This is a genomic window from Streptomyces sp. NPDC041191 (assembly GCF_055591945.1).
On record NZ_JBVIZC010000005.1, the window covers coordinates 103,895 to 125,704 of the forward strand.

General features: G+C 72.2%; 19 protein-coding genes. 2 read left to right on the forward strand and 17 right to left on the reverse strand.

Features of this window, described 5'->3' with window-relative positions; translation table 11 throughout:
• Nucleotides 1-147: 147 nt before the first annotated feature.
• The 4 genes from ACZ6AQ_RS11705 to ACZ6AQ_RS11720 all read right to left on the reverse strand — a co-directional run bounded on the left by ACZ6AQ_RS11705 (nt 148) and on the right by ACZ6AQ_RS11720 (nt 3,012).
• Nucleotides 148-1,857, reverse strand: a complete 1,710-nt coding sequence (locus ACZ6AQ_RS11705; protein WP_468759392.1) for an LCP family protein — start codon at nt 1,855-1,857, stop codon at nt 148-150.
• Nucleotides 1,858-1,876: 19 nt separating this feature from the next.
• A complete protein-coding gene (gene nadD / locus ACZ6AQ_RS11710) occupies nt 1,877-2,497 on the reverse strand; it encodes a nicotinate-nucleotide adenylyltransferase (protein ID WP_388693163.1) in 621 nt (206 codons plus the stop codon).
• A 51-nt stretch (nt 2,498-2,548) separates the two neighbouring features.
• Nucleotides 2,549-2,710 (reverse strand): hypothetical protein, encoded by a 162-nt coding sequence (locus ACZ6AQ_RS11715; RefSeq protein ID WP_185893249.1) that lies wholly within the window; start codon nt 2,708-2,710, stop codon nt 2,549-2,551.
• An 83-nt stretch (nt 2,711-2,793) separates the two neighbouring features.
• A complete protein-coding gene (locus tag ACZ6AQ_RS11720; protein WP_468759842.1) occupies nt 2,794-3,012 on the reverse strand; it encodes a hypothetical protein in 219 nt (72 codons plus the stop codon).
• 128 nt (nt 3,013-3,140) lie between these two features.
• Between ACZ6AQ_RS11720 and ACZ6AQ_RS11725 the strand changes: the two genes are divergently transcribed.
• Entirely contained in the window at nt 3,141-4,247 is a 1,107-nt protein-coding gene (locus ACZ6AQ_RS11725; protein WP_468759393.1) for a M48 family metallopeptidase, read from the forward strand.
• Here ACZ6AQ_RS11725 and ACZ6AQ_RS11730 read toward each other — a convergent pair.
• The 7 genes from ACZ6AQ_RS11730 to ACZ6AQ_RS11760 form a co-directional block, all read right to left on the reverse strand.
• Complete coding sequence (locus tag ACZ6AQ_RS11730) at nt 4,232-5,314, reverse strand: SCO2583 family membrane protein (protein WP_468759395.1); 1,083 nt, start codon at nt 5,312-5,314, stop codon at nt 4,232-4,234. The genes ACZ6AQ_RS11725 and ACZ6AQ_RS11730 overlap by 16 nt on opposite strands.
• 150 nt (nt 5,315-5,464) lie before the next feature.
• A complete protein-coding gene (locus ACZ6AQ_RS11735) occupies nt 5,465-6,016 on the reverse strand; it encodes an SCO2584 family spore wall biosynthesis protein (RefSeq protein ID WP_468759397.1) in 552 nt (183 codons plus the stop codon).
• 76 nt (nt 6,017-6,092) lie between these two features.
• A complete protein-coding gene (locus ACZ6AQ_RS11740) occupies nt 6,093-7,376 on the reverse strand; it encodes a glutamate-5-semialdehyde dehydrogenase (RefSeq protein ID WP_468759399.1) in 1,284 nt (427 codons plus the stop codon).
• Nucleotides 7,377-7,494: 118 nt separating this feature from the next.
• A complete protein-coding gene (locus ACZ6AQ_RS11745) occupies nt 7,495-8,022 on the reverse strand; it encodes a hypothetical protein (protein WP_388693153.1) in 528 nt (175 codons plus the stop codon).
• A 149-nt stretch (nt 8,023-8,171) separates the two neighbouring features.
• Complete coding sequence (gene proB / locus ACZ6AQ_RS11750; protein WP_468759809.1) at nt 8,172-9,275, reverse strand: glutamate 5-kinase; 1,104 nt, start codon at nt 9,273-9,275, stop codon at nt 8,172-8,174.
• A 104-nt stretch (nt 9,276-9,379) separates the two neighbouring features.
• Complete coding sequence (locus ACZ6AQ_RS11755; protein ID WP_388693225.1) at nt 9,380-9,802, reverse strand: GtrA family protein; 423 nt, start codon at nt 9,800-9,802, stop codon at nt 9,380-9,382.
• A gap of 242 nt (nt 9,803-10,044) precedes the next feature.
• Entirely contained in the window at nt 10,045-11,025 is a 981-nt protein-coding gene (locus ACZ6AQ_RS11760; protein WP_468759400.1) for a glycosyltransferase family 2 protein, read from the reverse strand.
• Nucleotides 11,026-11,263: 238 nt separating this feature from the next.
• Here ACZ6AQ_RS11760 and ACZ6AQ_RS11765 point away from each other — a divergent pair, with 238 nt between their 5' ends.
• A complete protein-coding gene (locus ACZ6AQ_RS11765; RefSeq protein ID WP_468759402.1) occupies nt 11,264-12,826 on the forward strand; it encodes a DUF6056 family protein in 1,563 nt (520 codons plus the stop codon).
• Nucleotides 12,827-12,908: 82 nt separating this feature from the next.
• On the opposite strand, the gene galE is transcribed toward ACZ6AQ_RS11765, so the two are convergent.
• The 6 genes from galE to rpmA all read right to left on the reverse strand — a co-directional run bounded on the left by galE (nt 12,909) and on the right by rpmA (nt 21,799).
• Nucleotides 12,909-13,892 carry a UDP-glucose 4-epimerase GalE gene (galE, locus tag ACZ6AQ_RS11770; RefSeq protein WP_468759403.1) on the reverse strand — a complete coding sequence of 328 codons (984 nt, stop codon included), beginning with the start codon at nt 13,890-13,892 and terminating at the stop codon, nt 12,909-12,911.
• Nucleotides 13,893-14,001: 109 nt separating this feature from the next.
• Nucleotides 14,002-15,159 carry a glycosyltransferase gene (locus ACZ6AQ_RS11775; protein ID WP_468759405.1) on the reverse strand — a complete coding sequence of 386 codons (1,158 nt, stop codon included), beginning with the start codon at nt 15,157-15,159 and terminating at the stop codon, nt 14,002-14,004.
• Nucleotides 15,152-17,935: a bifunctional glycosyltransferase/CDP-glycerol:glycerophosphate glycerophosphotransferase gene (locus ACZ6AQ_RS11780; RefSeq protein WP_468759406.1), complete on the reverse strand. Its 2,784-nt coding sequence runs from the start codon at nt 17,933-17,935 to the stop codon at nt 15,152-15,154. Before ACZ6AQ_RS11780 ends, ACZ6AQ_RS11775 begins: the two co-directional genes overlap by 8 nt.
• Nucleotides 17,936-18,143: 208 nt before the next feature.
• Nucleotides 18,144-19,781, reverse strand: coding sequence for a glycosyltransferase family 2 protein (locus tag ACZ6AQ_RS11785; RefSeq protein WP_468759407.1), 1,638 nt, complete (start codon nt 19,779-19,781; stop codon nt 18,144-18,146).
• 216 nt (nt 19,782-19,997) lie between these two features.
• On the reverse strand, nt 19,998-21,437 hold the full coding sequence (obgE, locus tag ACZ6AQ_RS11790) for a GTPase ObgE (protein ID WP_388693143.1): 1,440 nt from the start codon (nt 21,435-21,437) through the stop codon (nt 19,998-20,000).
• A 107-nt stretch (nt 21,438-21,544) separates the two neighbouring features.
• A complete protein-coding gene (gene rpmA, locus ACZ6AQ_RS11795; RefSeq protein ID WP_073807354.1) occupies nt 21,545-21,799 on the reverse strand; it encodes a 50S ribosomal protein L27 in 255 nt (84 codons plus the stop codon).
• Nucleotides 21,800-21,810 lie beyond the last annotated feature (11 nt).

The window sequence follows — 21,810 nt, forward strand, 5'->3', positions numbered from 1 at the left end:
GTCTCACGGACCGCCGACACCGCCGTCTGCCTTTTCCGGAGCGCCGCCGGGACCGCCCCGCCGGGGTGCGGCCGGAGCGGTCCCGGGGCGCGCTCCGGAAGCGACCCGGCCGCCCGGGGGGCGGACGGGACCTCCGGAGAACACGCCCTACCGGGCTCCCCGGGCCTTGTAGTCCCGGCCCAGGACCACGGTGACCGCGGCCGTCCCGGTCGGGCTGCCCTTCTGGACGGAGCCGGCGGGCAGACCCAGCGTCCTGGCCACCTCGACCGCCGTCGCCTTCCGGGCGTCGTCGCCGTAGAGGACCTGGGACTTCTCCCGCGCCGGCGCGCCGGTGGCCCCCACGAAGGCGTAGCCGCCGTTGACCAGGGCGATCCGGGCGGCCTCGGCCGCCTTCCCACCCGATCCGTCCCGCACCGAGACCCGGGGCACCCCGCCCGTCTCCGGGGCGCTGACCTTGCCGCCGAGGACGTCCTTCACCAGGGTGTCGCCCGCGCCCTCGGAGAGCGCGCCGTCCTGCTCCACCGGGAGCAGGGCCGTCTTGTAGGCGCCGACCTTGGCGTGCTCGGCGAGCTTGGCCAGGGAGGCGCCGAGGTCCTTCTCCGGGAGCGAGGGGTCGAGGATCTGCTGGAGGGTCCCGATGGTGACGGTGGCGGCCTCGGGGTCGCCGGAGATCTTCCGCAGCACCCCGTACAGGACCTGGCCGAACCGCCGGAGCTGCTCGGCCCCGGTCTCGCCGGCGGCCCGGTGGGTGGCGTAGGCGACAGCGGCACGGCCGTTCAGCGTCTGCTTCTCGCCCTTCCTGACGAGCGGCTCGCCGCCCTTCTTGGGAGCGGGCACGTCGGTGTCGGTGTCGGTCTCGATGCCGCCGACGATCTCGACGAGGTTCTCCAGGTACGGGGTGTCCAGGCGCCAGGTTCCGGTGATCCGGGTGCCGAGGAGGTTGTCGATCGCCTCCCGGGTGCCGCTGGACCCGTCCTCCTCGACCGACTTGCCGAGGGTGGTCGGGGAGCCCTCGCCGTCGGCGACGACGAGGGAGTTCGGGAGCAGGACCGTGGTGCCCTGGCGGGTGGTCCCGTTCTCCACGAGCAGGGCGGTGGAGGTCCCGCCGCCGGTGGTGTCGTGGAGGTGGACGACGATGGCGTCGCGCTTCTGGGGGCCGCCCGCGGCGGTCCCCTTCTCCTCCGGGGCGGACGTTCCGGGGAGCATGCCCGCGGACCACAGGTAGCCGACGCCGCCGGCGAGGGCGAGTACGAGCGCGACGACGAGCGCGACGAGCCGGTTGCGGCCGCGCCGTCTGGCCTCCTCGCGCCGTTCCGAACGGCTCTCGGTGAACTTGAGCCAGTCGATGACGTCCTCGGAGTCCTCGTCGGGCTCCTCGATGAACGAGAACTGCTCGGTGCGGTACTCGCGGTCGTCGTCCCTCCGGGGCGCGGCGGAGCGCTCGGAGGCGGGGCGCTGGCCGGGGACCCCGGGCGGGGCGGCGACGGGCGCGGCCGGCGGTTCGGGAGCCGCCGGAACGGCCCGGACGGGCTCGGGCGGGGACTGCGACGGGAACGGGGCGGCCCACTGCTGCCCGGTGTCGTGGGAGGGGTGGGCGTAACCCTGCTGGGCGTACGGGTCGTACGGCGGCTGCCAGGTCTCCTGCGACGGCTGCTGGGCGTACGGGTCGTAGCCGTACGCCTGCTGCTGCCGGTCGTCGTACGCCTGCTGCGGCTGCTGCGGGTCGCCGTACGGGTCGTGGTGCCGCTCGGGCGCCTGCCGCTGCGGCTGCTGGTACACCGGCTGCCCGTACTCGTCGTAGCCGATGATCTGCGGCTGCGGACGGTACGGGTCGTACGGGTGCTGCTGGTCGTTCACCGGTCCCCCTCCCCGAAGCTCACTGGTCGCGGTACAGCTGGCGCTTGTCGATGTAGCGCACCACGCCGTCCGGGACCAGATACCAGACGGGGTCGCCCTGGGCGACTCTCGCCCGGCAGTCGGTGGAGGAGATCGCGAGCGCGGGAACCTCGACGAGTGAGACCCCGCCCTTGGGGAGCCCGTCGTCGGTGAGGTCGTGGCCCGGACGGGTGACGCCGATGAAGTGGGCGAGCGAGAAGAGCTCCTCGGCGTCGCGCCAGGTGAGGATCTGCGCCAGCGCGTCGGCCCCGGTGATGAAGAAGAGGTCCGCGTCACCGTTGAGGGAGCTCAGGTCCCTGAGGGTGTCGATGGTGTAGGTCGCGCCGCCGCGGTCGATGTCGATCCGGCTGACCGAGAACTGCGGGTTGGACGCCGTGGCGATGACCGTCATCAGATAGCGGTCCTCGGCCGCGGACACGGCCTTGTGGCTCTTCTGCCACGGCTCCCCGGTCGGCACGAACACCACTTCGTCCAGATGGAACAGGGCGGCGACCTCGCTGGCCGCCACCAGGTGTCCGTGGTGGATCGGGTCGAAGGTTCCGCCCATCACGCCGAGTCGGCGCTTCCCGCGCCCGCCAGTAGGCACTTCCTGCTCTCCCATGCGTGCAGAGCCTACTGGCACGGCGGCGGCCGCCGGATCGGCGGTGTCGGTTCAGCGGTCGCGGTTGAAGCGGGTGGTGATCCACAGCAGCAGAAGCAGGGCACCGAAGGCGCCGAAGCCGGTGAGGTAGGGGCTGAGGCTTTCGTGGTTGCCGCCGTGCTCGGCCCCTTCGGCGAGGGTGACCAGGTGGGCGGCGGTGCTGTGGAGGCTCATCTTCGGCAGACCTATCGATCGGGGGCGGGAGCGGAGACTTCGCGCACATCGTATGCGGGCCGTCCCGGCGTGCTCACGTCGACTCAGGCGTTGGCGTCGCGCTCGGTGTTGCCGTCCGTGCCGTCCGCCGTCCGGCCGCCGTCCGTTCCGTCGGCGGTGCCGGTGGCGTCGCCGCGGTATCCGCGCAGCAGGAACCAGGCGAGCAGGGCGCCGCCCACGATCGAGACGAGCAGCACGATCCGGAGCGTGTCGCCCGGACCCTCTCCCGCGGCGAGCAGGGCGGTGGCGGTGGTGTCCGGCATGTCGGTCGTGCCCTTCGTCCGTCCTCGGCGCCCGAGTTGTCCACAGGCTTCGGCACACGGTAACGCCAACGCCTAGGCTGGGCGCAGTCAGGGGGACGAGCACCGACTCGTACGAACAGGGGGCATCCATGACCGAGAACGTCCAGGGGAGCACGCCGAGCAGGCAGCGGAAGCGGTTCCCCGGCATCTCCTCGCGGGCCTACGAGCACCCGGCCGACCGCTCGGCGCTGGTGGCGCTGCGCAAGCTCAGCGGCTTCGACACGGCCTTCAAGGCGCTCAGCGGGCTGCTGCCGGAACGCAGCCTGCGACTTCTCTACCTCTCGGACTCCGTCCGGGTGAGCGACGCGCAGTTCAGCCACCTCAACGAGATGCTGCGGGACGCCTGTTACATCCTGGACCTGGAGAAGGTCCCGCAGATGTACGTGACGCAGGACCCGAAGCCCCAGGCGATGTGCATCGGTCTGGACGAGCCGATCATCGTGCTGACCACCGGTCTCGTGGAACTCCTCGACGAGGAGGAGATGCGGGCCGTCGTCGGTCACGAGGTCGGCCACGCCCTCTCCGGGCACGCGGTGTACCGCACGGTCCTGCTGTTCCTCACCAGTCTGGCGCTCAAGATCGCCTGGATTCCGCTGGGGACGGTCGCGATCACGGCCGTCGTGACGGCGCTGCGCGAGTGGTTCCGCAAGTCGGAGCTCTCCGCCGACCGGGCCGGGCTCCTCGTGGGACAGGACGTGCGGGCCTCGATGCGCGGTCTGATGAAGGTCGCCGGCGGCAACCACCTGCACGAGATGAACGTGGACGCGTTCCTCGCCCAGGCCGACGAGTACGAGAAAGCCGGTGACCTGCGGGACTCGGTCCTGAAGATTCTCAACGTGCTGCCGCGCTCGCACCCCTTCACCGCCGTCCGGGCGGCGGAGCTGAAGAAGTGGTCGGAGAGCCGCGACTACCAGCGGATCATGGACGGCCACTACCCGAAGCGGTCCGAGGACAAGGACACCTCGGTCACGGACTCCTTCCGCGAGTCGGCCGGGCACTACGCCGAGACCGTACGGAACAGCAAGGATCCGCTGTTCAAGCTGGTCGGGGACATAGCCGGCGGAGCCGGGGACCTGGCGGGCGATCTCGGCGGGCGGCTGCGCAACCGGTTCGGCGGCCAGGGCGCTCCGAAGGCGGACGGGGGGAAGGACTCCCCGAAGGCCGGCGGCGGCGCGGACGGTCAGGGCGAGGGCTGAGCGTTCGGCGCCAGCGCCCCGCACAGCGGCGGGGCGGCGGGCCGGGCCGTGGCGTACGGGTCGGTGACCGCCGGCCCGTCGTCCGCCCCCGGCGCCTCCGCTCCCGCCAGGAGCGGCCTCAGGGAGCCCGTGGTGTCCGGGCCGCACGCCTGTGGTCCGGCCTCCGCGGTGCTGGTCAGCAGCTCGGTGCGGTGCGTCCGCAGGTCCTCGCGGTCGAAGCGGAAGCGCACCGCCCGGTGGACGGTGAAGAGGGACGCGGCGGCCGGTCCGGTGTTCCCGGTGGCCGGGCGGAGGGCGTAGGTGTACGTGTGGTCCGCCGTGACGTCCAGGGTGTCGGGGCCGACCTCCTCGAAGCGCAGGGCGCCCCGCACCCGGACCTCGGGGTCCGCGAGGGCGACCCGGCGCGGGTCGAAGCGGACGAGCCAGGCGGCGAGGGCGTGCCGGCCGTCGTCGGCGGGCGCCTCGACGCTCCGGTCGAACTGTTCCCACTGGTCGGGGTCGAGCAGCAGGCGCGGGGGGCGCACGGTGGCTCCGGACAGGACGCCGGGCTCCAGGGAGGAGGCCACCAGGTAGTCCTTGGCGATGGTGAGGGCGGTGACGACCTGACTCTCGGCGAAGTGAAGGGTGCGTCCCGTGACGGGCAGGTCGATGCCGGCGGCCCCGGTGCGGTGGTGGGCGGCCGGGCTGCGGGCGAAGAGCCGGGCGGGCTCGCCGCCCGGGACGGGGTTCCGGGGGGCGAGCGGGACCACGGTGGTCCGCAGGGGCTCGGCGCGCTGGTCCGCCGGGGGCAGGTACGGGTTGCGGATGCCCAGGTAAACGGCGGTGCCGAAGGCGAGGAGGACGAGCAGGACCAGCAGGCCCGCCTGGCGGGGGCCGCTCCTCCTCTCCCGGGAGGGGAGGCTGCGGACGGCCTGGGCGTGCCCTTCCAGCCGTTCGCGGGCGGAGAACTCCTGGAGGCGGGCAGCGCGGACGAACTCCTCGTCGAAGACGACGGACCGGTACTCGTCCTCACCACCGCCGGGGAACCCCTCGGGCGTCCCTTCGGGCGGGTCGCCACGCCCTGCCATACCTTCAGGGTAGGTCCGCCGGGCCTTCGGTAAACGCCCAGGTACACGACAGATTCGGAAGAATTCCGCCATGAGGGTGCGGGGACGCGGCGAAGACACGGAGGTGGCCGGGCAGCGGGACGCGGTGCGGATCCGGAGGACCGCCGGGGGCTATTCGGGGGACGCGGAGCGTACGGCGGGTGCGCGGGCCGCGGGCGGGGCCGGGCTCGGGGCGTCGACGCCGGTGGTGGCCGGCGACGGGACGCGGTCCTGACGGTTGGCCGCGGCGCCCCGGTAGACGGCGCTGAAGGCGAGGGCGACCATGCCGACCCCCATGACGAGGGCGAGAACCCAGGCGACGGGCCGGTGCCAGCGCGCACGGCCCCGGTAGGGGCGCAGGGCCCCGCCGTGGCGGCCGTAGGGGCTGTCGTCGTCGCCGATGTCGTCGGGCTCGTAGACGGGGCCTGGGAGGTCGGGGTCGCCCCCGTGGAGGTCGTCGTCGGCCGGTCCGCCCGCGCGGGCACGGGCCACCTCGGCCTCGGCGCGGGCCTGGGCCGCGGCCAGGAGCCGTTCGACCGCGGACGGTTCGTGCACGGGGGCGGCCCGTACGAACTCCTCGTCGAAGACCACGGCGGCGTGGACCTCGTCGGCGCCTCCGCGGTCGACAGAGTCCTCGGGGTCCCCGCCGTTCTGGAACGGCCTGCCCCCCACGTCGTCCGGCACGGATTCAGGGTAGACCCGGAAGGGGGTCGAGGGCAGGGAGAGTGCGAACCCTCCCCGCCCGTGGCGGAGAAAGGTGCTACCGCACGTGGCCGTCGCCGGTGACGATGTACTTGGTCGAGGTCAGCTCGGGGAGGCCCATGGGGCCCCGGGCGTGCAGCTTCTGGGTGGAGATGCCGATCTCGGCGCCGAAGCCGAACTGACCGCCGTCGGTGAACCGGGTGGAGGCGTTCACGGTCACCGTGGTGGAGTCGACCAGTTGGGTGAAGCGGCGGGCCGCGGCCTGCGAGGTGGTGACGATCGCCTCGGTGTGGCCGGAGGACCACATCCGGATGTGCTCCACGGCCTTGTCGAGGGAGTCGACGACGGCGGCGGCGATGTCGTACGAGAGGTACTCGGTCTCCCAGTCCTCGGGCGTGGCCGGGACGACGGTGGCCCGGGAGCCCTCGGCGAGGGCGAGGACCCGCTCGTCGGCGTGGACGGTGACGCCGGCCTCGGCGAGGGCGTCGAGGGCCCTGGGGAGGAACGCCCCGGCGACGTCCTGGTGGACGAGGAGGGTCTCGGCGGCGTTGCAGACGCTGACCCGCTGGGCCTTGGAGTTGATCAGGATGTCGACGGCCATGTCGAGGTCGGTCTCGGCGTCGACGTAGACGTGGCAGTTGCCGGTGCCGGTCTCGATGACCGGGACGGTGGACTCCTCGACCACGGTCCGGATGAGGGAGGCACCGCCGCGCGGGACGAGGACGTCGACCAGGCCGCGGGCGCGCATCAGTTCGCGGACCGACTCGCGGGACTCGCCGGGGACGAGCTGGATCGCGTCGGCGGGCAGCCCGGCGCCCCCGACGGCGTCGCGCAGGACGGTCACCAGGGCGCTGTTGGAGGCGTACGCGGAGGAGGAGCCGCGGAGGAGGACGGCGTTGCCGGACTTGAGGCAGAGGGCGGCGGCGTCGACGGTGACGTTGGGGCGGGCCTCGTAGATGATGCCGACGACGCCGAGGGGGACGCGGACCTGGCGCAGGTCGATCCCGTTGGGGAGGGTGGAGCCGCGGACGACCTCGCCGACGGGGTCGGGCAGCGCGGCCACGTCACGGACGTCGGCGGCGATGGCCCGGACGCGCTCCGGGGTGAGGGTGAGCCGGTCGATGACGGCCTCGCTGGTCCCGGCCTCCCGCGCCCTGGCGATGTCCACGGCGTTGGCCTCGACGATCTCGGCGGTGCGCACGTCGAGGGCGTCCGCGATCGCCAGCAGGGCGTCGTCCTTGGCCGCGCGCGGGAGTGGCGCGATTTCGGCGGCGGCGCCACGGGCCCGGTAGGCGGCCCGGACGACCGGGGAGAGGTTGTCGAGGGGCATGAGCGAGGTCATGTCCGCAGGGTACTGGCACCCCTGCGGACATCCCTCCCGTATCCCGCACTCCGAGACGTGCTCCGGCCGGGCGGCGCGCACCGCCCCCGAGACCCGCTCCGGGCGGCGGGCCGGTCCCTCAGTACGGGTGGACGCCGACCGGGGCGGCGGGCGGCGGGCCGTAGCCCTCCGCGATCCGCTGGTGGTAGGTCTCGCGGTCGATGACCTCCAGGCCCACGATCTCCCACGGCGGCAGCTTGGCCGTCTGCCGGTGCTCGCCCCACAGGCGCAGGGCGACGGCCGCCGCGTCGTGCAGGTCGCGGGCCTCCTCCCAGTACCGGATCTCGGCGTGATCACCGGCGTAACGGCTGGTCAGCAGGAAGGGGTGGTCGTGGGCCAGCTGTTCGAGCCCGCGTCGCACCTCCTTCAGCGGCGACTCCACGCCCGACACGCTGAGCGTGATGTGCCAGAGCCTGGACACGGGCCGCTGCCGTTCCCCGGCGCGTGCCTCGTGCGTCTCGCGTGCCTCGTGCGGGTCGGTGGTGGACCCGGTCCTCCTGTCCGTGGACCCGTCCCGTGCCTCGTCGAAGTCGGCTCCGGCCTCGACACTGGTCAGGGCGCGTTCGGCAGTCCCGCGGGGCGGTGCCCCAGGGCGCGCTCGTCTCACCGGCGGCCTCCTGTGTGATGCGTGCGGTGCTGTACCCGCCTTGCTCGTACCCCCGGGACAAAGTTGACCAGTCCGAGGCGGCGCGTGGGGCGGTTTTGGGGAACGTCCCTTCCGGACGGCCGTGGTTTCGGCCGTTTCGGCACGGGGGCTCAGCGGATGACGACGAGGCCGTCGCGGTGCACGACCTCGCGTTCGTACTCGGGCCCCAGCTCCCCGGCGAGCTCGTGGGTGGAGCGGCCGAGCATCCGGGGGATCTCCTTGGCGTCGAAGTTGACGAGGCCGCGGGCGACGGCCCGGCCGGCGGTGTCGCGCAGTTCGACGGGGTCGCCGGCCACGAAGTCCCCCTCGGCGGCCACGACGCCGGCCGCGAGCAGGGACTTCTTCCCCTCGACCACGGCACGGACGGCCCCGTCGTCCAGGGTGAGGGAACCCTGCGGGGTGGAGGCGTGGGCGAGCCAGAGGAGCCGGTCGGCGGAGCGGCGGCCGGTGCGGTGGAAGTACGTGCCGGTGTCCCGGCCGGCGAGGGCGTCGGCGGCACGGCTGGCGGAGGTGAGGACGACGGGGATGCCGGCGGCGGCGGCGATCCGGGCCGCCTCGACCTTGGTGACCATGCCGCCGGTGCCGACGCCCGCCCTGCCCGCGGAGCCGATCTCGACGTGGGCGATGTCCGAGGGGCCGGTGACCTGCGCGATCCTCGACGTACCGGGCTTGGAGGGGTCGCCGTCGTAGAGTCCGTCGACGTCCGAGAGCAGCACGAGCAGGTCGGCGCGGACGAGGTGGGCGACGAGGGCGGCGAGCCGGTCGTTGTCGCCGAAGCGGATCTCGTCCGTGGCCACGGTGTCGTTCTCGTTGACGACCGGCAGCGCGCCCATGGTGAGGAGCTGGTCGAGGGTCCGGTACGCGTTGCGGTAGTGGGCGCGCCGGCTGGTGTCGTCGGTGGTGAGGAGGACCTGGCCGACGCGGACGCCGTAGCGGGCGAAGGAGGCGGTGTAGCGGGCGACGAGGAGGCCCTGGCCGACGCTGGCGGCGGCCTGCTGGCGGGCGAGGTCCTTGGGGCGGCGGGTGAGGCCGAGCGGGGCGAGGCCGGCGGCGATGGCGCCGGAGGAGACGAGGACGATCTCCTTCTCGCCGCCGTCGCGCACCCTGGCGAGCACGTCGACGAGGGCGTCGACCCGGTCGGCGTCGAGACCTCCGGAGGCCGTGGTGAGCGAGGAGGACCCGACCTTGACGACGATCCTGCGGGCCTCCGTCACGTACTGCCTCGACCTGTCCGTCTGACCCGTCACCTGCGTCGTCACCCGTGCCGTCCTCGCTCGCCCGTCCCGCCACGCGCTCCGCGCCGCGGCTGCCGGGCAATCTACGCGAGCCGGGAGGGCTGCCGCTCGTCCGTTTCGCTCTCCGGACCGGTCCCGGCGGGGTCCTGGCCGGTGCCGCGCGGCACCAGGATGCGCTGGGAGATCAGGTAGGTGAAGGGGATCGCGACGACGGCCGCCGCGAGCGGCGCGATCCGGTCGTCCATGCCGGCCCAGGTGACGAGCGCGTAGAGACCGACGCTCTGGACGAGGTAGTTGGTGACGTTGGTGAGGGGGAAGAGGGCGAACTTCTTCCAGGTGGGGCGGGTGCGGTAGGTGAAGTAGGTGTTGAGGAAGAAGGAACCGATCATGCTGAGGACGAAGGCGAGGGAGTACGCGGCGAAGTACGGCATCCACGGGTGGAGGAGCAGGTAGCACCCGAAGAACGTGCCGGTGTTGACCCCGCCGACCAGGCCGAAGCGGAAGATCTCCGCGAGCCGCGCCCGCCGCGCGGCGGCCTGCCCGCCGGAACCGGTCGCCCCGGCCGCGCCGGTCGCGCCGGTCGCGCCGGTCGCGCCGGTCGCGCCGGTCGCGCCGGTCGCGCCGGTCGCGCCGGTCGCGCCGGTCGCGCCGACGGTCCCGGACGTCCCGCCCGTCCCGGACACCCCGGGGGCACCGCCCGTGCCGTGCGGCTCCGCGGCACCGTCCTCCCCGCGGCGGTCCGTGCCCATCAGTGCTCCCGCTCGGTGGCGGCGAGACGGGTGCGCTCGACGGCGGAACGGGCGGGCGAGCGGTGGGTCTCCTTGACGAGGAAGTGCGGACGGCGCTTCGTTTCGTAGTAGATGCGGCCGATGTACTCCCCGATCAGGCCCAGCATCATCATCTGCACGCCCCCGAGGCCGACGATGATCGCGACCAGGGTGACGTATCCGGGCGAGGTGACGCCCTGGGTGAGGGCGTTGACGACCACCCAGACCGCGTACAGGGCGGCGAGGCCGGTCAGCATCATGCCGAGCCAGAGGGCGATGCGCAGCGGACGGTTGTTGAAGGAGATCAGCCCGTCCATGCCGTAGTTGACCAGGGAGCTGAACTTCCACTTCGTCTCACCGCCCTCGCGCGCGGCGTTCTTGTAGTCGAAGGTGACGGCGTCGAAGCCGATCCAGGAGAAGAGGCCCTTGGAGAAGCGGTTGTACTCGGGGAGCGAGAGCAGGGCGTCGACGGCGGGACGGGAGAGGAGGCGGAAGTCCCCGACACCGTCCATGATCTCCACGTCCACCCAGCGGTTGACCGCCCGGTAGTAGGTGCGGCTGAGGGCGCTGCGGATCTTCTTGTCGCCCTCGCGGGTGCGCCGCGCTATCACCTGGTCGTGGCCCTGGTGGTAGAGGTCCAGCATGCGTCCGAGCAGCTCGGGCGGGTGCTGGAGGTCCGCGTCCATGATCACCACGGCGTCGCCGGCGGCCTTGCGCAGGCCCGCGAGCATGGCCGCCTCCTTGCCGAAGTTGCGGCTGAAGGAGGCATACTGTGTGCCATTCGGGTGCCGGGCGGCGATTCCACGCAGCTTGCCCAGCGTCCCGTCGGAGCTGCCGTCGTCCACGTAACAGATCTCGTAGTCGACCGGGAGGGTGTCGAGCACCTCACGCATCCGTGCGTCGAAGAGTTCGACGACGTCTTCCTCGTTGAAACAGGGAACGACGACGGAAAGTTTGGTCATGGAACGGTCACTCCAGAGAGATGGGCGAGAGTTCGCTCTGAGGGGCCACCACCGGACTCTTCTTCGAGCGGCACCATGCGGTACAAGGTGGTGATGGCCGCCCGGCGTGCCCCGCGTGGCCGCCCCGGTCGGCAGTCGTCCATACAATAAAGCATGCGCGAAAGACCTTGAAAATACGTGGCATTCCACCCTTTTGCCACCCGGAGAAACGGCCTCGGGCCAGCAGGAGCTACCGCCGGTGAGCAGGACCACCATCCCAGAACACGATGAGGCACGGACGGCGGAAGGAGAGGCCGGAACCGGCGCCCCCGGCGGGAGCGGGTTCCGCCGGGCGCTGAGCGGGATCTCGTTCGCCGTCGCCGTCGGATCGGGGGTGTTGCTCGCGGTCGGGGCCTTCCTCGGCCTTTACGTGCGCCCCACGTCCGACGACTGGTGCGCTCTCTGGAAGACCCGCGACATGGGCGCCCTGGGCATCACCGCGGACTTCTACAACACCCAGAACGGTCGCGTCACCAACGCCTTCCTCACCGGTCTGATCTATTTCGACGACATGCTGGGCCCGAAACTGCTGCCCACGTTCCTGGTGATCGCGCTCGGCGTCGTCCTCTTCCTGCTCGCCCGCGCCGCGCTGCGCGCCCTGGGCCGCCCCCAGCCCCCCACGGTGCTGCTCGTGGCCGCCGTGGCGCTCCTCGAGGCGCTGCTGTTCTTCGCCGGTACGCGCGCGTACCAGGTGCTGCTCTGGGCCCCGGCCACCATCTCCCACACCCTGCCGAGCGTGATCGGTCTCTGGGCCGTGTTCGTCGCGGTGGTCGCGGCCCGCTCCCGGCGCCCGTGGGCCCGGAAGGCCGCCGTGGTCTCGGTGGCCCTGACCGGTCTGGCGATCGGCATGCTCAGCGAGCCGTTCACCATGGTGGCCGGCCTCTTCGCGGCCACCGCCGGAATCGTCTTCCTGCCGCGCCTCGGCCGGGCGAAGGACTGGTACGTCACCACGTGGTGCGCCGCGGCCTGCGTCGGGCTCGCCGTCGGGCTCGCCACCCTCTACACCTCCCCGGGTGCGCAGTGGCGCCGTTCCCAGAACCCGAAGAAGCCCGTGACCCTCGACGAGGTGGGTGAGACGTTCCACGACTGGTGGCTCGTCTGGCAGACCATCGGCGACCAGTGGGCCTACCTGGGAGCCCTCGGCGTCGGTGCCCTCCTGGGCCTGGGCCTCGCCTTCGTCGAACCGTCCGGGGCACGCGACGCCGGCGCCTCCGCCGGAGCCGGCCGTCCTCGTCCGCGGACGTGGACCGTGGCGCTCCTGCCCGTGCCGCTGATCGCCCTCGCGAGCCTGGGCGTCACGTACGGGCTGCGCAGCGGTTACGGGGCCACCGGCTGGACGTACGGCCGCACCTGGACGAACTTCGTCGTCCCGATGCTGCTCGTCCTCTGCGCGTACGGCGCGTGGGGCGGGTACCGCCTCGGCCGCCTGCTCCTGGCCCCCGGCCGCCCGGCCGCCCGCGCCGCCACGCTGACCGTGGTGGGCGCGCTCGCCCTGAGCAGCGTGGTCGCCCTGGTGCAGCCGGTGTACTCGATGACCACGATCACGGTGACGCGGAGCGCCTTCTGGGACCGCCAGAACGCGCGCATCAAGGCCGAGGTCGCGAAGGGCGCCCAGGACGTGGCGTACCAGCCCGTTCTGATCGGCGGCCTCAGCGAGCCGCTGTTCGTCTCCTCGTACAAGCGGGACTGGGCGGCGCAGTGCGCGGCCAAGTACTACCAGGTGGAACGCATCCACCGGCCGGGGAAGCCGTCGAAGCCCTGACCCGGGGGGCGTGAAGCCCCACGGAGCCAAGCGGAAGGGGTGCCCCGGGAAGTCCCGGGGCACCCCTTGCGCTGTCGGGCCGTCAGCGGGCGGCGCGGTGGGCGACCCAGCCCTCCCAGGCGGAGGCGATCATGGAGCGGACGTCGTACTGCGCCTTCCAGCCCAGCTCCGACGCGATGCGCTCCGCGGACGCGACCACGCGGGCCGGGTCGCCCGGCCGGCGCGGGGTCACGACGGGCTCGGCGTCGTGACCGGTGATCTCGTTGATGAGATTCACCATCTCGCGCACCGACACGCCCTCGCCCCGCCCGATGTTCAGGGTCAGCGTGGCCGTCTCACCCGCCTCACCGGCCGCGGCGAGCGCCCGGGCGGCGGCCAGGTGGGCGTCCGCGATGTCGGCGACGTGGATGTAATCACGGACGCAGGTGCCGTCCGGCGTCGGATAGTCGTCGCCGAAGATGCGCGGGGCCTCGCCGTTGTCGAGCCGTTCGAAGACCATCGGCACCAGGTTGAAGACGCCGGTGTCGGCCAGCTCGGGGGCCGCCGCGCCCGCCACGTTGAAGTAACGCAGGCAGGCGGTGGACAGGCCGTGCGCCTGGCCGACCGCGCGCGCCATCCACTCGCCGACGAGCTTGGTCTCGCCGTACGGGCTGAGGGGCAGGCACTCGGTTTCCTCGGTGACGAGGTCCACGTCGGGCATGCCGTACACGGAGGCGGAGGAGGAGAAGAGGAAGCTCTTCACGCCGGCGGCGACGGCCGCGTCGAGGACGGTCTGCAGCCCCGTCACGTTCTCGCGGTAGTAGAAGAGCGGCTTCTCGACCGACTCGCCGACCTGCTTCTTGGCGGCCAGGTGCACGATGCCCTCGACCTCGTGCTCCCGGAGCACCCGGTCGAGGAACTCCCTGTCGAGAACCGTGCCCTTCTCGATGACGACGCCCCCGGGGACCCGCGCCGGGTTTCCCGTGCTGAGGTCGTCGACCACGACGACGCGTTCGCCGCCCTCGGTCATTGCCTTGACGACGTGGGAACCGATGTAACCGGCACCGCCGGTGATGAGCCAGGTCATTCCGACAGTGTAGCGACCTCCTTCGGGGCTCCCCGGGGTCCGCGAACGGGACCGGAACGCGCGAAACCCCGCCCGGACACCGGTCCGGACGGGGCTCCCGGGACGCGTCCTAGCGCTCGATCTCCTCGAACGCGGCTTCCCAGCGGTCCAGAATGTGCGGCAGCGCCAGATGCGCGACGTGCTCCCGCCCGGCCCTGCCGTACCGCTGCCGCAGTTCGGCGTCGTCCATCAGCGCGCCGAGCGCGGTGGCGAGGCCCGGTACGTCGGCCGGCGGCACCAGGGTGCCGGTGACGCCGTCCGCGACGAGTTCCCGGACACCGCCGGAGACGTCGAAGCTGACGCACGGCACACCGCAGGCGGCGGCCTCGGCCAGCGCCATCGGCCGGCCCTCGCGCTCGCTGCTGATCGCCACGACCGACAGCTCGCGGTAGGCGGAGGCCATGTCCTCGGCGGTTCCCCGGAAGACGACCTGCTCGGCGACTCCGAGGTCTTCGGCCTTCATCCGCAGCTCGGCCTCCAACGGGCCCTCGCCGAAGAGGTGCAGCTCCCAGCCGTCGCGTCCCTCGTGAGCCTGGGCGAACGCCTCGATCATCCGGTCGTACCGCTTGATCGGGTCGAGCCGCCCGACCGCGCCGATCCTGCGGGTGTCCAGCGGGGCCGGCTCGTCGGGGTAGAACGGCAGCGGGTTGGGCATGACCCGCACATTGGGCACGCGCTGGTTGACGAACTCGACCGCGTCCCCCTCGGAGAGGACCAGGGTCTGTTCCAGTTCGGGGTAGTGACGCCGGATCAGCCCCAGGTTGGCACTGCGCTTCGCCTGCGCGAAGGACTCGTGGTACTGCCCGATGCCCTTGAGGTGACGCCACTTCAGCGGCATCACCCAGTCCACGGCCCACGGCGAGCCGAAGACGATGTAGCCGTCCTCGACCGCCGCCAGCTTCCGCTGCATCTCCGCCCGCGCGTTGTCGCGGTCGGTCCGGGCCCGCCGGGCGTCGGCGCGCCGCGCCAGGCTGAGCCGGTCGCCGACCGTGCGCACGGGCGGCTTGGGCGCGGAGGGAGCCGGGTAGAGCGTCGTGTGCCGGTACGCGCGCGTGGCGTTGTAGGGGAAGGGCTCCGAGCTGGGCCGGATGCCGATCAGCTCGACCCGGTGGCCGCGCTCGCCCATTCCCTGCGCGAGGGTGTGCAGCACCCGCTGGGAGCCGCCCATCGAGTCCACGTCGATACCGACGAAGAACACGTTCTTGCGGGCGGGGGTCGCCTCAGTCATGGGTGCCGCCTTCGAAAAAAGCATCGACCACCATCTTGCTGGCATGGCCGGTCTCGTACGAGCAGAACATTTCCTGGAAGCGCGCGTACTGCTGCGCGTGCCGCTCCTGGACGCCCTCCAGGTCCCGCACGGCGGCGACGAGCTCCTCGGTGGTCGTCAGCATCGGACCGGGCGCGATGTCCTGGAGGTCGTAATAGGTGCCGCGGTCACCGCCCCGGTACGTCTCGTAGTCGTCCGTGTAGAGCAGGATCGGGCGGCCGGTGTTGGCGTAGTCGAACATCAGCGACGAGTAGTCCGTGAGGACGGCGTCCGAGACCAGCATCACGTCGTTGATGTCGGCGTAGGCCGAACCGTCGCGCAGGAAGTGCCCCAGCTCGGGGGTGATCTTGAACCGGTCGTACGGATGGGTGCGTACGATGACGACCCAGTCGCCGGAAAGCTGCGGGGCCATCGCTTCGAGGTCCACCCGGACCGACTGGCCGGTGCGGCGGGCCGCGTCGCGGAAGGTCGGGGCGTAGAGCAGGATCTTCTTGTCGGCCGGGATGCGCAGGGCCTCACGCACGGCGGCGGCCCTCGCCTTCTGCTCGGGCTCCGCCCAGCGCACCAGCACGTCGTTGCGCGGGTAGCCGGAGCGGATCAGGTCGGCCGAGACCTCGAAGGCGGGGACGAAGGTCCGCTCGAACTCGGCGCTCGGGCAGACGAGCGCGTCCCAGCGGCCCACGGCCGCGCGGAAACGCTCCTTCTCGATGTCCGAGGCGGCGCGCATCGAGGGGACGTCGAAGCCCATCGCCTTGAAGGTCTGGCCGTGCCAGGTCTGCAGGTACCGGGTGCCCTTCGGCTTCGGGTAGAGGTACGGCAGGTTGTGCGAGTCGACCCAGTAGGTGGCCCGGGCCAGCGCGCGGCCGTAGGCGAAACTGCCGCGCCTCACGAGCGTGATGTCGTCGGGGAAGGAGGAACGGTCGCCGGAGTACGACCAGACCACGTCGATCGGGAGGTTGCGGCGCTTCAGCTCCTCGTAGATGTAGCGCGGGCTGTCCGCGTAGCCGCGGCCCTCCATCGCCTCGAAGACGGCCAGGCTGCGCTTGCGCGGCAGCTTGGAGACGGCGTCGTACGCGGTGGCCTTGCCCTCGTTGCCGACGAGGATCTTCCGGACCTTGCCGACCTTGCCCTTGGCCTTGCGGGCGTAGGGGCCGAGCGGTTCCAGGGACTTCAGGACACCGGACCGCCGCCAGGTCACCTCGAGGCGGCCGGCGCCCTTCTGCTCCGCCCCGACGCGAAGGTGGTGGATGCCGAACTTGTGGTAGACGACGGTGGCGCGGAAGTCGGGCTGGTCGTGCTCGGCCAGCAGGATGTCCGTGCGGCGTTCGCCGTCACGCTCCAGGGCGACCACCGGGTGGCGTCGGGTCGCCACACCGACCCTGCCCACGGGCACCTTGCGGAGGTCGAGCGCGGCCGCGGAGACGTACTGCCCCTCGCCGTCCGGGCGGAGGGTGAGCGGCACGGTGAGCGGCGTCCTGTGCGCGGCCAGCTTGACCGACGCCCTGGTGCCCCCGGTGATCAGGCCGGCAGGGTCGTACGTGCGGATCTCCAGGTGCATGACCGGTCCGCGCATCGACACCGAGGTGAGTTCGTGCCGGAGCCGGCCGGTGGCGAGCGCCTGGTCGCGCACGTGCCATTCGGTGATGTCCAGCTCGCCGCGGGTCGCCTCGTCGGCGGGAGCGACGGCGCCCCAGTAGGTCACGCCGTCCTGCTCGGTGACGAAGCGGGGGGCGAGCGCCGGACGGCCCAGCTGCCGCGCGGCGACCCGGAGCTCCTCCAGGCGGCCGGTGCGCAGCAGGTGGATGCAGATCCGCTCCTCGCGGGAGAGGCGCGCGTAGGTCTCGGCGGAGATTTCGTCCAGGTACGGGTTGACGACCTCCGCGAACTCGGCGATCCATTCGAGGTCGCGGAACGGCAGGTCGCCCAGGTACAGCCGGAAGTCGTGGCGGAGGAACTTGTAGTCCTTCTCCGCGCGCAGCTCCGCGCGTCCGTTCTCCTCGAACCAGGTGTCGATGAGCCGGGCCACGCCGATGCGGTCCGCCACGTTCTGGATCTTGTGACGGCTGGAGGAGATGGAGACGCTCGCCGGGGCGAGGCGCCAGGTGTAGACCGACCACGGGACGACCGCGAAGGTCTCCGCGAGCGAGAACGCCTGCGCGGAGAAGAGCTGGTCCTCGTAGTGGATGCCCTCGGGGAAGGTGAGGCCGTTGTCCCGGATGAAGGCGGTCCGGTAGAGCTTGTTCGTCGACAGGTGGTCGAAGAAGTACTCGGGGTGCTCGGCGATGCCGTTCACGACCCGCTTCTCGGTGAAGAGGTGCGGGTACCAGAGACCGGTGGTGTTCGTCTCCTCGAAGAGGCGGGTGACCTCGCCGGTGACGAAGTCGACGCCCGTCTCCTCGGCGACGAGGAGCATGCTCTTGCAGGCGTGGCGCGGCAGCTGGTCGTCGCTGTCCAGGAACATGATGTACGGCGCGCGCGCGACCGAGATGCCGCGGTTGCGGGGGGCACTGCAACCGCCGCTGTTCTGTTCGAGGCGCACGTAGCGCACACGCGGGTCGGATGCCTCCAGAGCCCGCGCGACGCCCTCGGTGCCATCGGTCGAACAGTCGTCGGCGATGATCACTTCGAGGTTGTTCAGGGTCTGGTCGAGCAGGGACCGGACCGCTCGGGGGAGCCGTTCCTCATCGTTGTAGACGATGACGACGACGCTCACATCGGGGACGTCGCTAGTCGGCATCCAAGTCCTCTCACAAATGCGGGCGGCAACATCCGGCACGCGTCTGGGCCGATGGCTGCGCTGCCTGCGCCAGGATCAGTGGCGCACTACTGCCTTCGATGGTGGTGGGTGCCGCTACGAGCGTTCGAAGGGCGCCACCCGGCGACCGGAAAGACTACCCGGCAGGAGGAATTGTTCCATACCTGGTCTCTCGCACCTTCGGTGATGTTCACCGCATCGCGAAAAGCCTCTTGAGACGTCCCGAGACCACCTGACGGGCCCCCAGCGCACCCCCCGCGAACCGGAGGACGAGACCGCGCCGCGCGGAGGCCACCACCTGGACGAGCAGCACCCGGCCCAGACGTCCGAGGACCACGCCGCGCCGGCCCGCGAACCCCTCGGGGACCCTCACCTCGGCCGAACCCGTCGAGCCGTCGGCGTAGCGTATCTCGGCCACGAGCGACCACGCGGCGAGCCGGCCGGCGCGGAGCAGCTTCGCGGTCGGCACCCGTACGGTCGCGGTCCAGCCTCCTTCCACCGTCAGCAACGGGGCTTCGGCCGGCAGTTCGGCGCCCGAGACGCGCTCGGTGAACACGGCCCGGACGGCGACGGGACGCAGCGCGCCCACGCGCCCGTACAGCTCGTGGACGGTCAGGGTCAGGCGAGTGGTCGCGCCGACCGCCACCGAGCCGTCGACGGCGACGGGAAGTCCGGCGGGCGCCAGCTCCGCGAAGCCGTCCAGAGGGACGTCGGCGGGGGCCGCGGCGAGGACGGGGGAACCGTCCCCGGCGTGCGCGTACGGGGGGACGAGCCGGGGCCGGGGGGACGCCAGTTCGACGAGCCGCGTCAGCTCCCGTCCCCCGGGCACGGCGGCGAGCGCCCCGAGAGCGGCGCACAGCCAGCGTGACGGCGCTTCGGCGGCGTCGATCGCGGCGGTGTCGAACCCGGCCAGGTGGTCGCGGCTCGCAGACCACCAGCCGGCCCGGTAGGCGGCGGTCCGCTGGGGCAGTTCGCGCAGGTACATGGGAAGGTCGTAATCGAGGAACTTCGTCTGCGCGGCACGGGCGAGCGCGGGCCGGCCGGCTTCGCGGAAGACCTCGACGACGGCGGCGTGCGCGGCGATCCGGTGCTCCCAGTTCGCGAGCGAGGCGCGGCGCAGCGAGATCGACAGGGTCGCGGCCCGCCGCCGCACGTGCCACACGTACACGGGCACGTCGGTGACGGCGAGCCGGGGCCCGGCGGCCTGGACGCGGGCACTGAAGACGAAGTCCTCGTAGTGGAAGGCCCCGTCGGGAAAGCGGATCGCGTGCCGGTCGAGGAAGTCGCGCCGGTAGAGCTTGTTGACGGAGAGGGTGTCGAGGAGGAACTCGGGATGCTCCTCGATGCCGTCGAGGACGGTGCCCGGGAGCGTGGCGCCCCGGGAGACGTCGTACAGCGAGGGCGCCCAGACGGTCTCGCGGCCCTCCGGGAGTTCGCGCCGCACACAGACGCCGGCGACGACGTCCGCGCGCCGCTCGACGGCGACCGCGAGCAGCCCGTCGACGGCGCCCGGCACCAGCAGGTCGTCGCTGTCCAGGAAGAGGACGTACGGGTGGACGGCGGCCTCGGCTCCGTCGTTGCGGGGAGTGCCGCAACCGCCGCTGTTCTCCTTGCGGACCAGCGACCGCACCCGCGGCTCGTCGGCGAACCCGGCGAGCACCGCGGCCGTGTCGTCCCCGGAGGCGTCGTCGACGACGACGACCTCGCCGACCGCGTCGCCCTGCGCGAGGGCGGAGCGGATCGCGTCGCCGACGTGGACCGCGTCGTTGTAGGCGATGACGACGACACTGACACGGGCCGGGTCCTGCGGCCGGGGGGTCTCACTCACCCGTGAATCCTACGGGAGCGCCTCCCCCGCCGGGACGGCCGCGGGACCGCGCGGAAACCGTCCGGGAAACCTCCCCGGACCCGGGCCGTGGGCGCCGCCGGCCGGGCCCCGACGGCGGTACGGGGTCGGCCCGGTCCCACGGCGTCGCCGCGGGGCCGGGCCGGAGTGCCCCGGCCCGGGGGACGTACCGCGCAGGCGGGGCTTTCGACGGACGCCCTAGAACGGGTTGAACTCGTCGAACTCGCGCTGCGGGTCGTCGCGCTCCGCCTCGCGGTCCCGGCGGCGCTGCGCCGCGGGGCGCGGGGCCTCCAGACGGTGGTCCTCGCCGCGGCGGCCGAGCATCTCGGCTCCGGCCATCATGGTGGGCTCCCAGTCGAAGACGACCGCGTTCTCCTCGGGGCCGATCGCGACGCCGTCGCCCCCGCGGGCGCCCGCCTTCATCAGCGCGTCCTCGACGCCGAGGCGGTTGAGGCGGTCGGCCAGGTAGCCCACGGCCTCGTCGTTGTTGAAGTCGGTCTGGCGGACCCAGCGCTCCGGCTTCTCGCCGCGCACCCGGTAGACGTCCTCGGCCTCGTCGTACGTGACCGTGAAGCCCGTCTCGTCGACGGCCTTCGGGCGGATGACGATGCGGGTCGCCTCCTCCACCGGCTTGGCCGCGCGCGCCTCGGCCACGATGCCGGCGAGGGCGAAGGAGAGCTCCTTCAGACCGGTGCGGGCCACGGCGGAGACCTCGTACACCTGGTAGCCGCGGGCCTCCAGGTCCGGGCGGATCATGTCCGCGAGATCCTGGCCGTCCGGGATGTCGATCTTGTTGAGGACGACGACCCGGGGCCGGTCCTCCAGACCGCCGTACTGCCGCAGCTCCTCCTCGATGACGTCGAGGTCGGAGAGCGGGTCGCGGTCGGACTCCAGCGTCGCCGTGTCCAGGACGTGGACGAGGACCGAGCAGCGCTCCACGTGGCGGAGGAACTCCAGGCCCAGGCCGCGGCCCTGGCTCGCGCCCGGGATCAGGCCCGGCACGTCCGCGATGGTGTAGACGGTCGCGCCGGCGGTGACGACGCCCAGGTTCGGGACGAGCGTCGTGAAGGGGTAGTCCGCGATCTTCGGCTTGGCGGCCGACAGGACCGAGATGAGGGAGGACTTGCCGGCGCTCGGGTAGCCGACGAGGGCCACGTCGGCGACGGTCTTGAGCTCCAGGACGATGTCCCGGGCCTCGCCGGGCTCGCCGAGGAGCGCGAAGCCGGGGGCCTTGCGGCGCGCCGAGGACAGCGCCGCGTTGCCGAGGCCGCCGCGTCCGCCCTGGCCCGCGACGAAGGTGGTGCCCTGGCCGACCAGGTCGGCGAGCACGTTGCCCTGCTTGTCGAGGACGACGGTGCCGTCGGGCACGGTCAGGACCAGGTCCTGACCGTCCTTGCCGGAACGGTTGTCGCCCGCGCCCGGCTGGCCGTTGGTGGCCTTGCGGTGCGGCGAGTGGTGGTAGTCGAGCAGGGTGGTGACCGCCTGGTCGACGACCAGGATCACGTCACCGCCACGGCCGCCGTTGCCGCCGTCGGGGCCGCCGAGCGGCTTGAACTTCTCCCGGTGAACGGAGGCGCAGCCGTGGCCTCCGTTACCCGCGGCGACGTGCAGCTCGACGCGGTCCACGAAGGTGGTCATGGGGGTGCCTCCAGAGAAATACGTGCGGGATGTCTATCTAGTAACACGCGAAAGGCGGACCCGCTTCCCTTCCGGGAAGTGAGGTCCGCCTCCGCAAAGTATTCCGATCAGGCGACCGGAACGATGTTCACGACCTTGCGGCCACGGTGGGTGCCGAACTGCACCGAACCGGCCTGCAGGGCGAACAGCGTGTCGTCGCCGCCACGGCCGACGCCCGCGCCCGGGTGGAAGTGAGTGCCGCGCTGGCGGATCAGGATCTCACCCGCGTTGACGACCTGACCGCCGAAACGCTTCACGCCGAGGCGCTGGGCGTTGGAGTCACGACCGTTCCGGGTGGACGATGCGCCCTTCTTGTGTGCCATTGCTCAGTCCC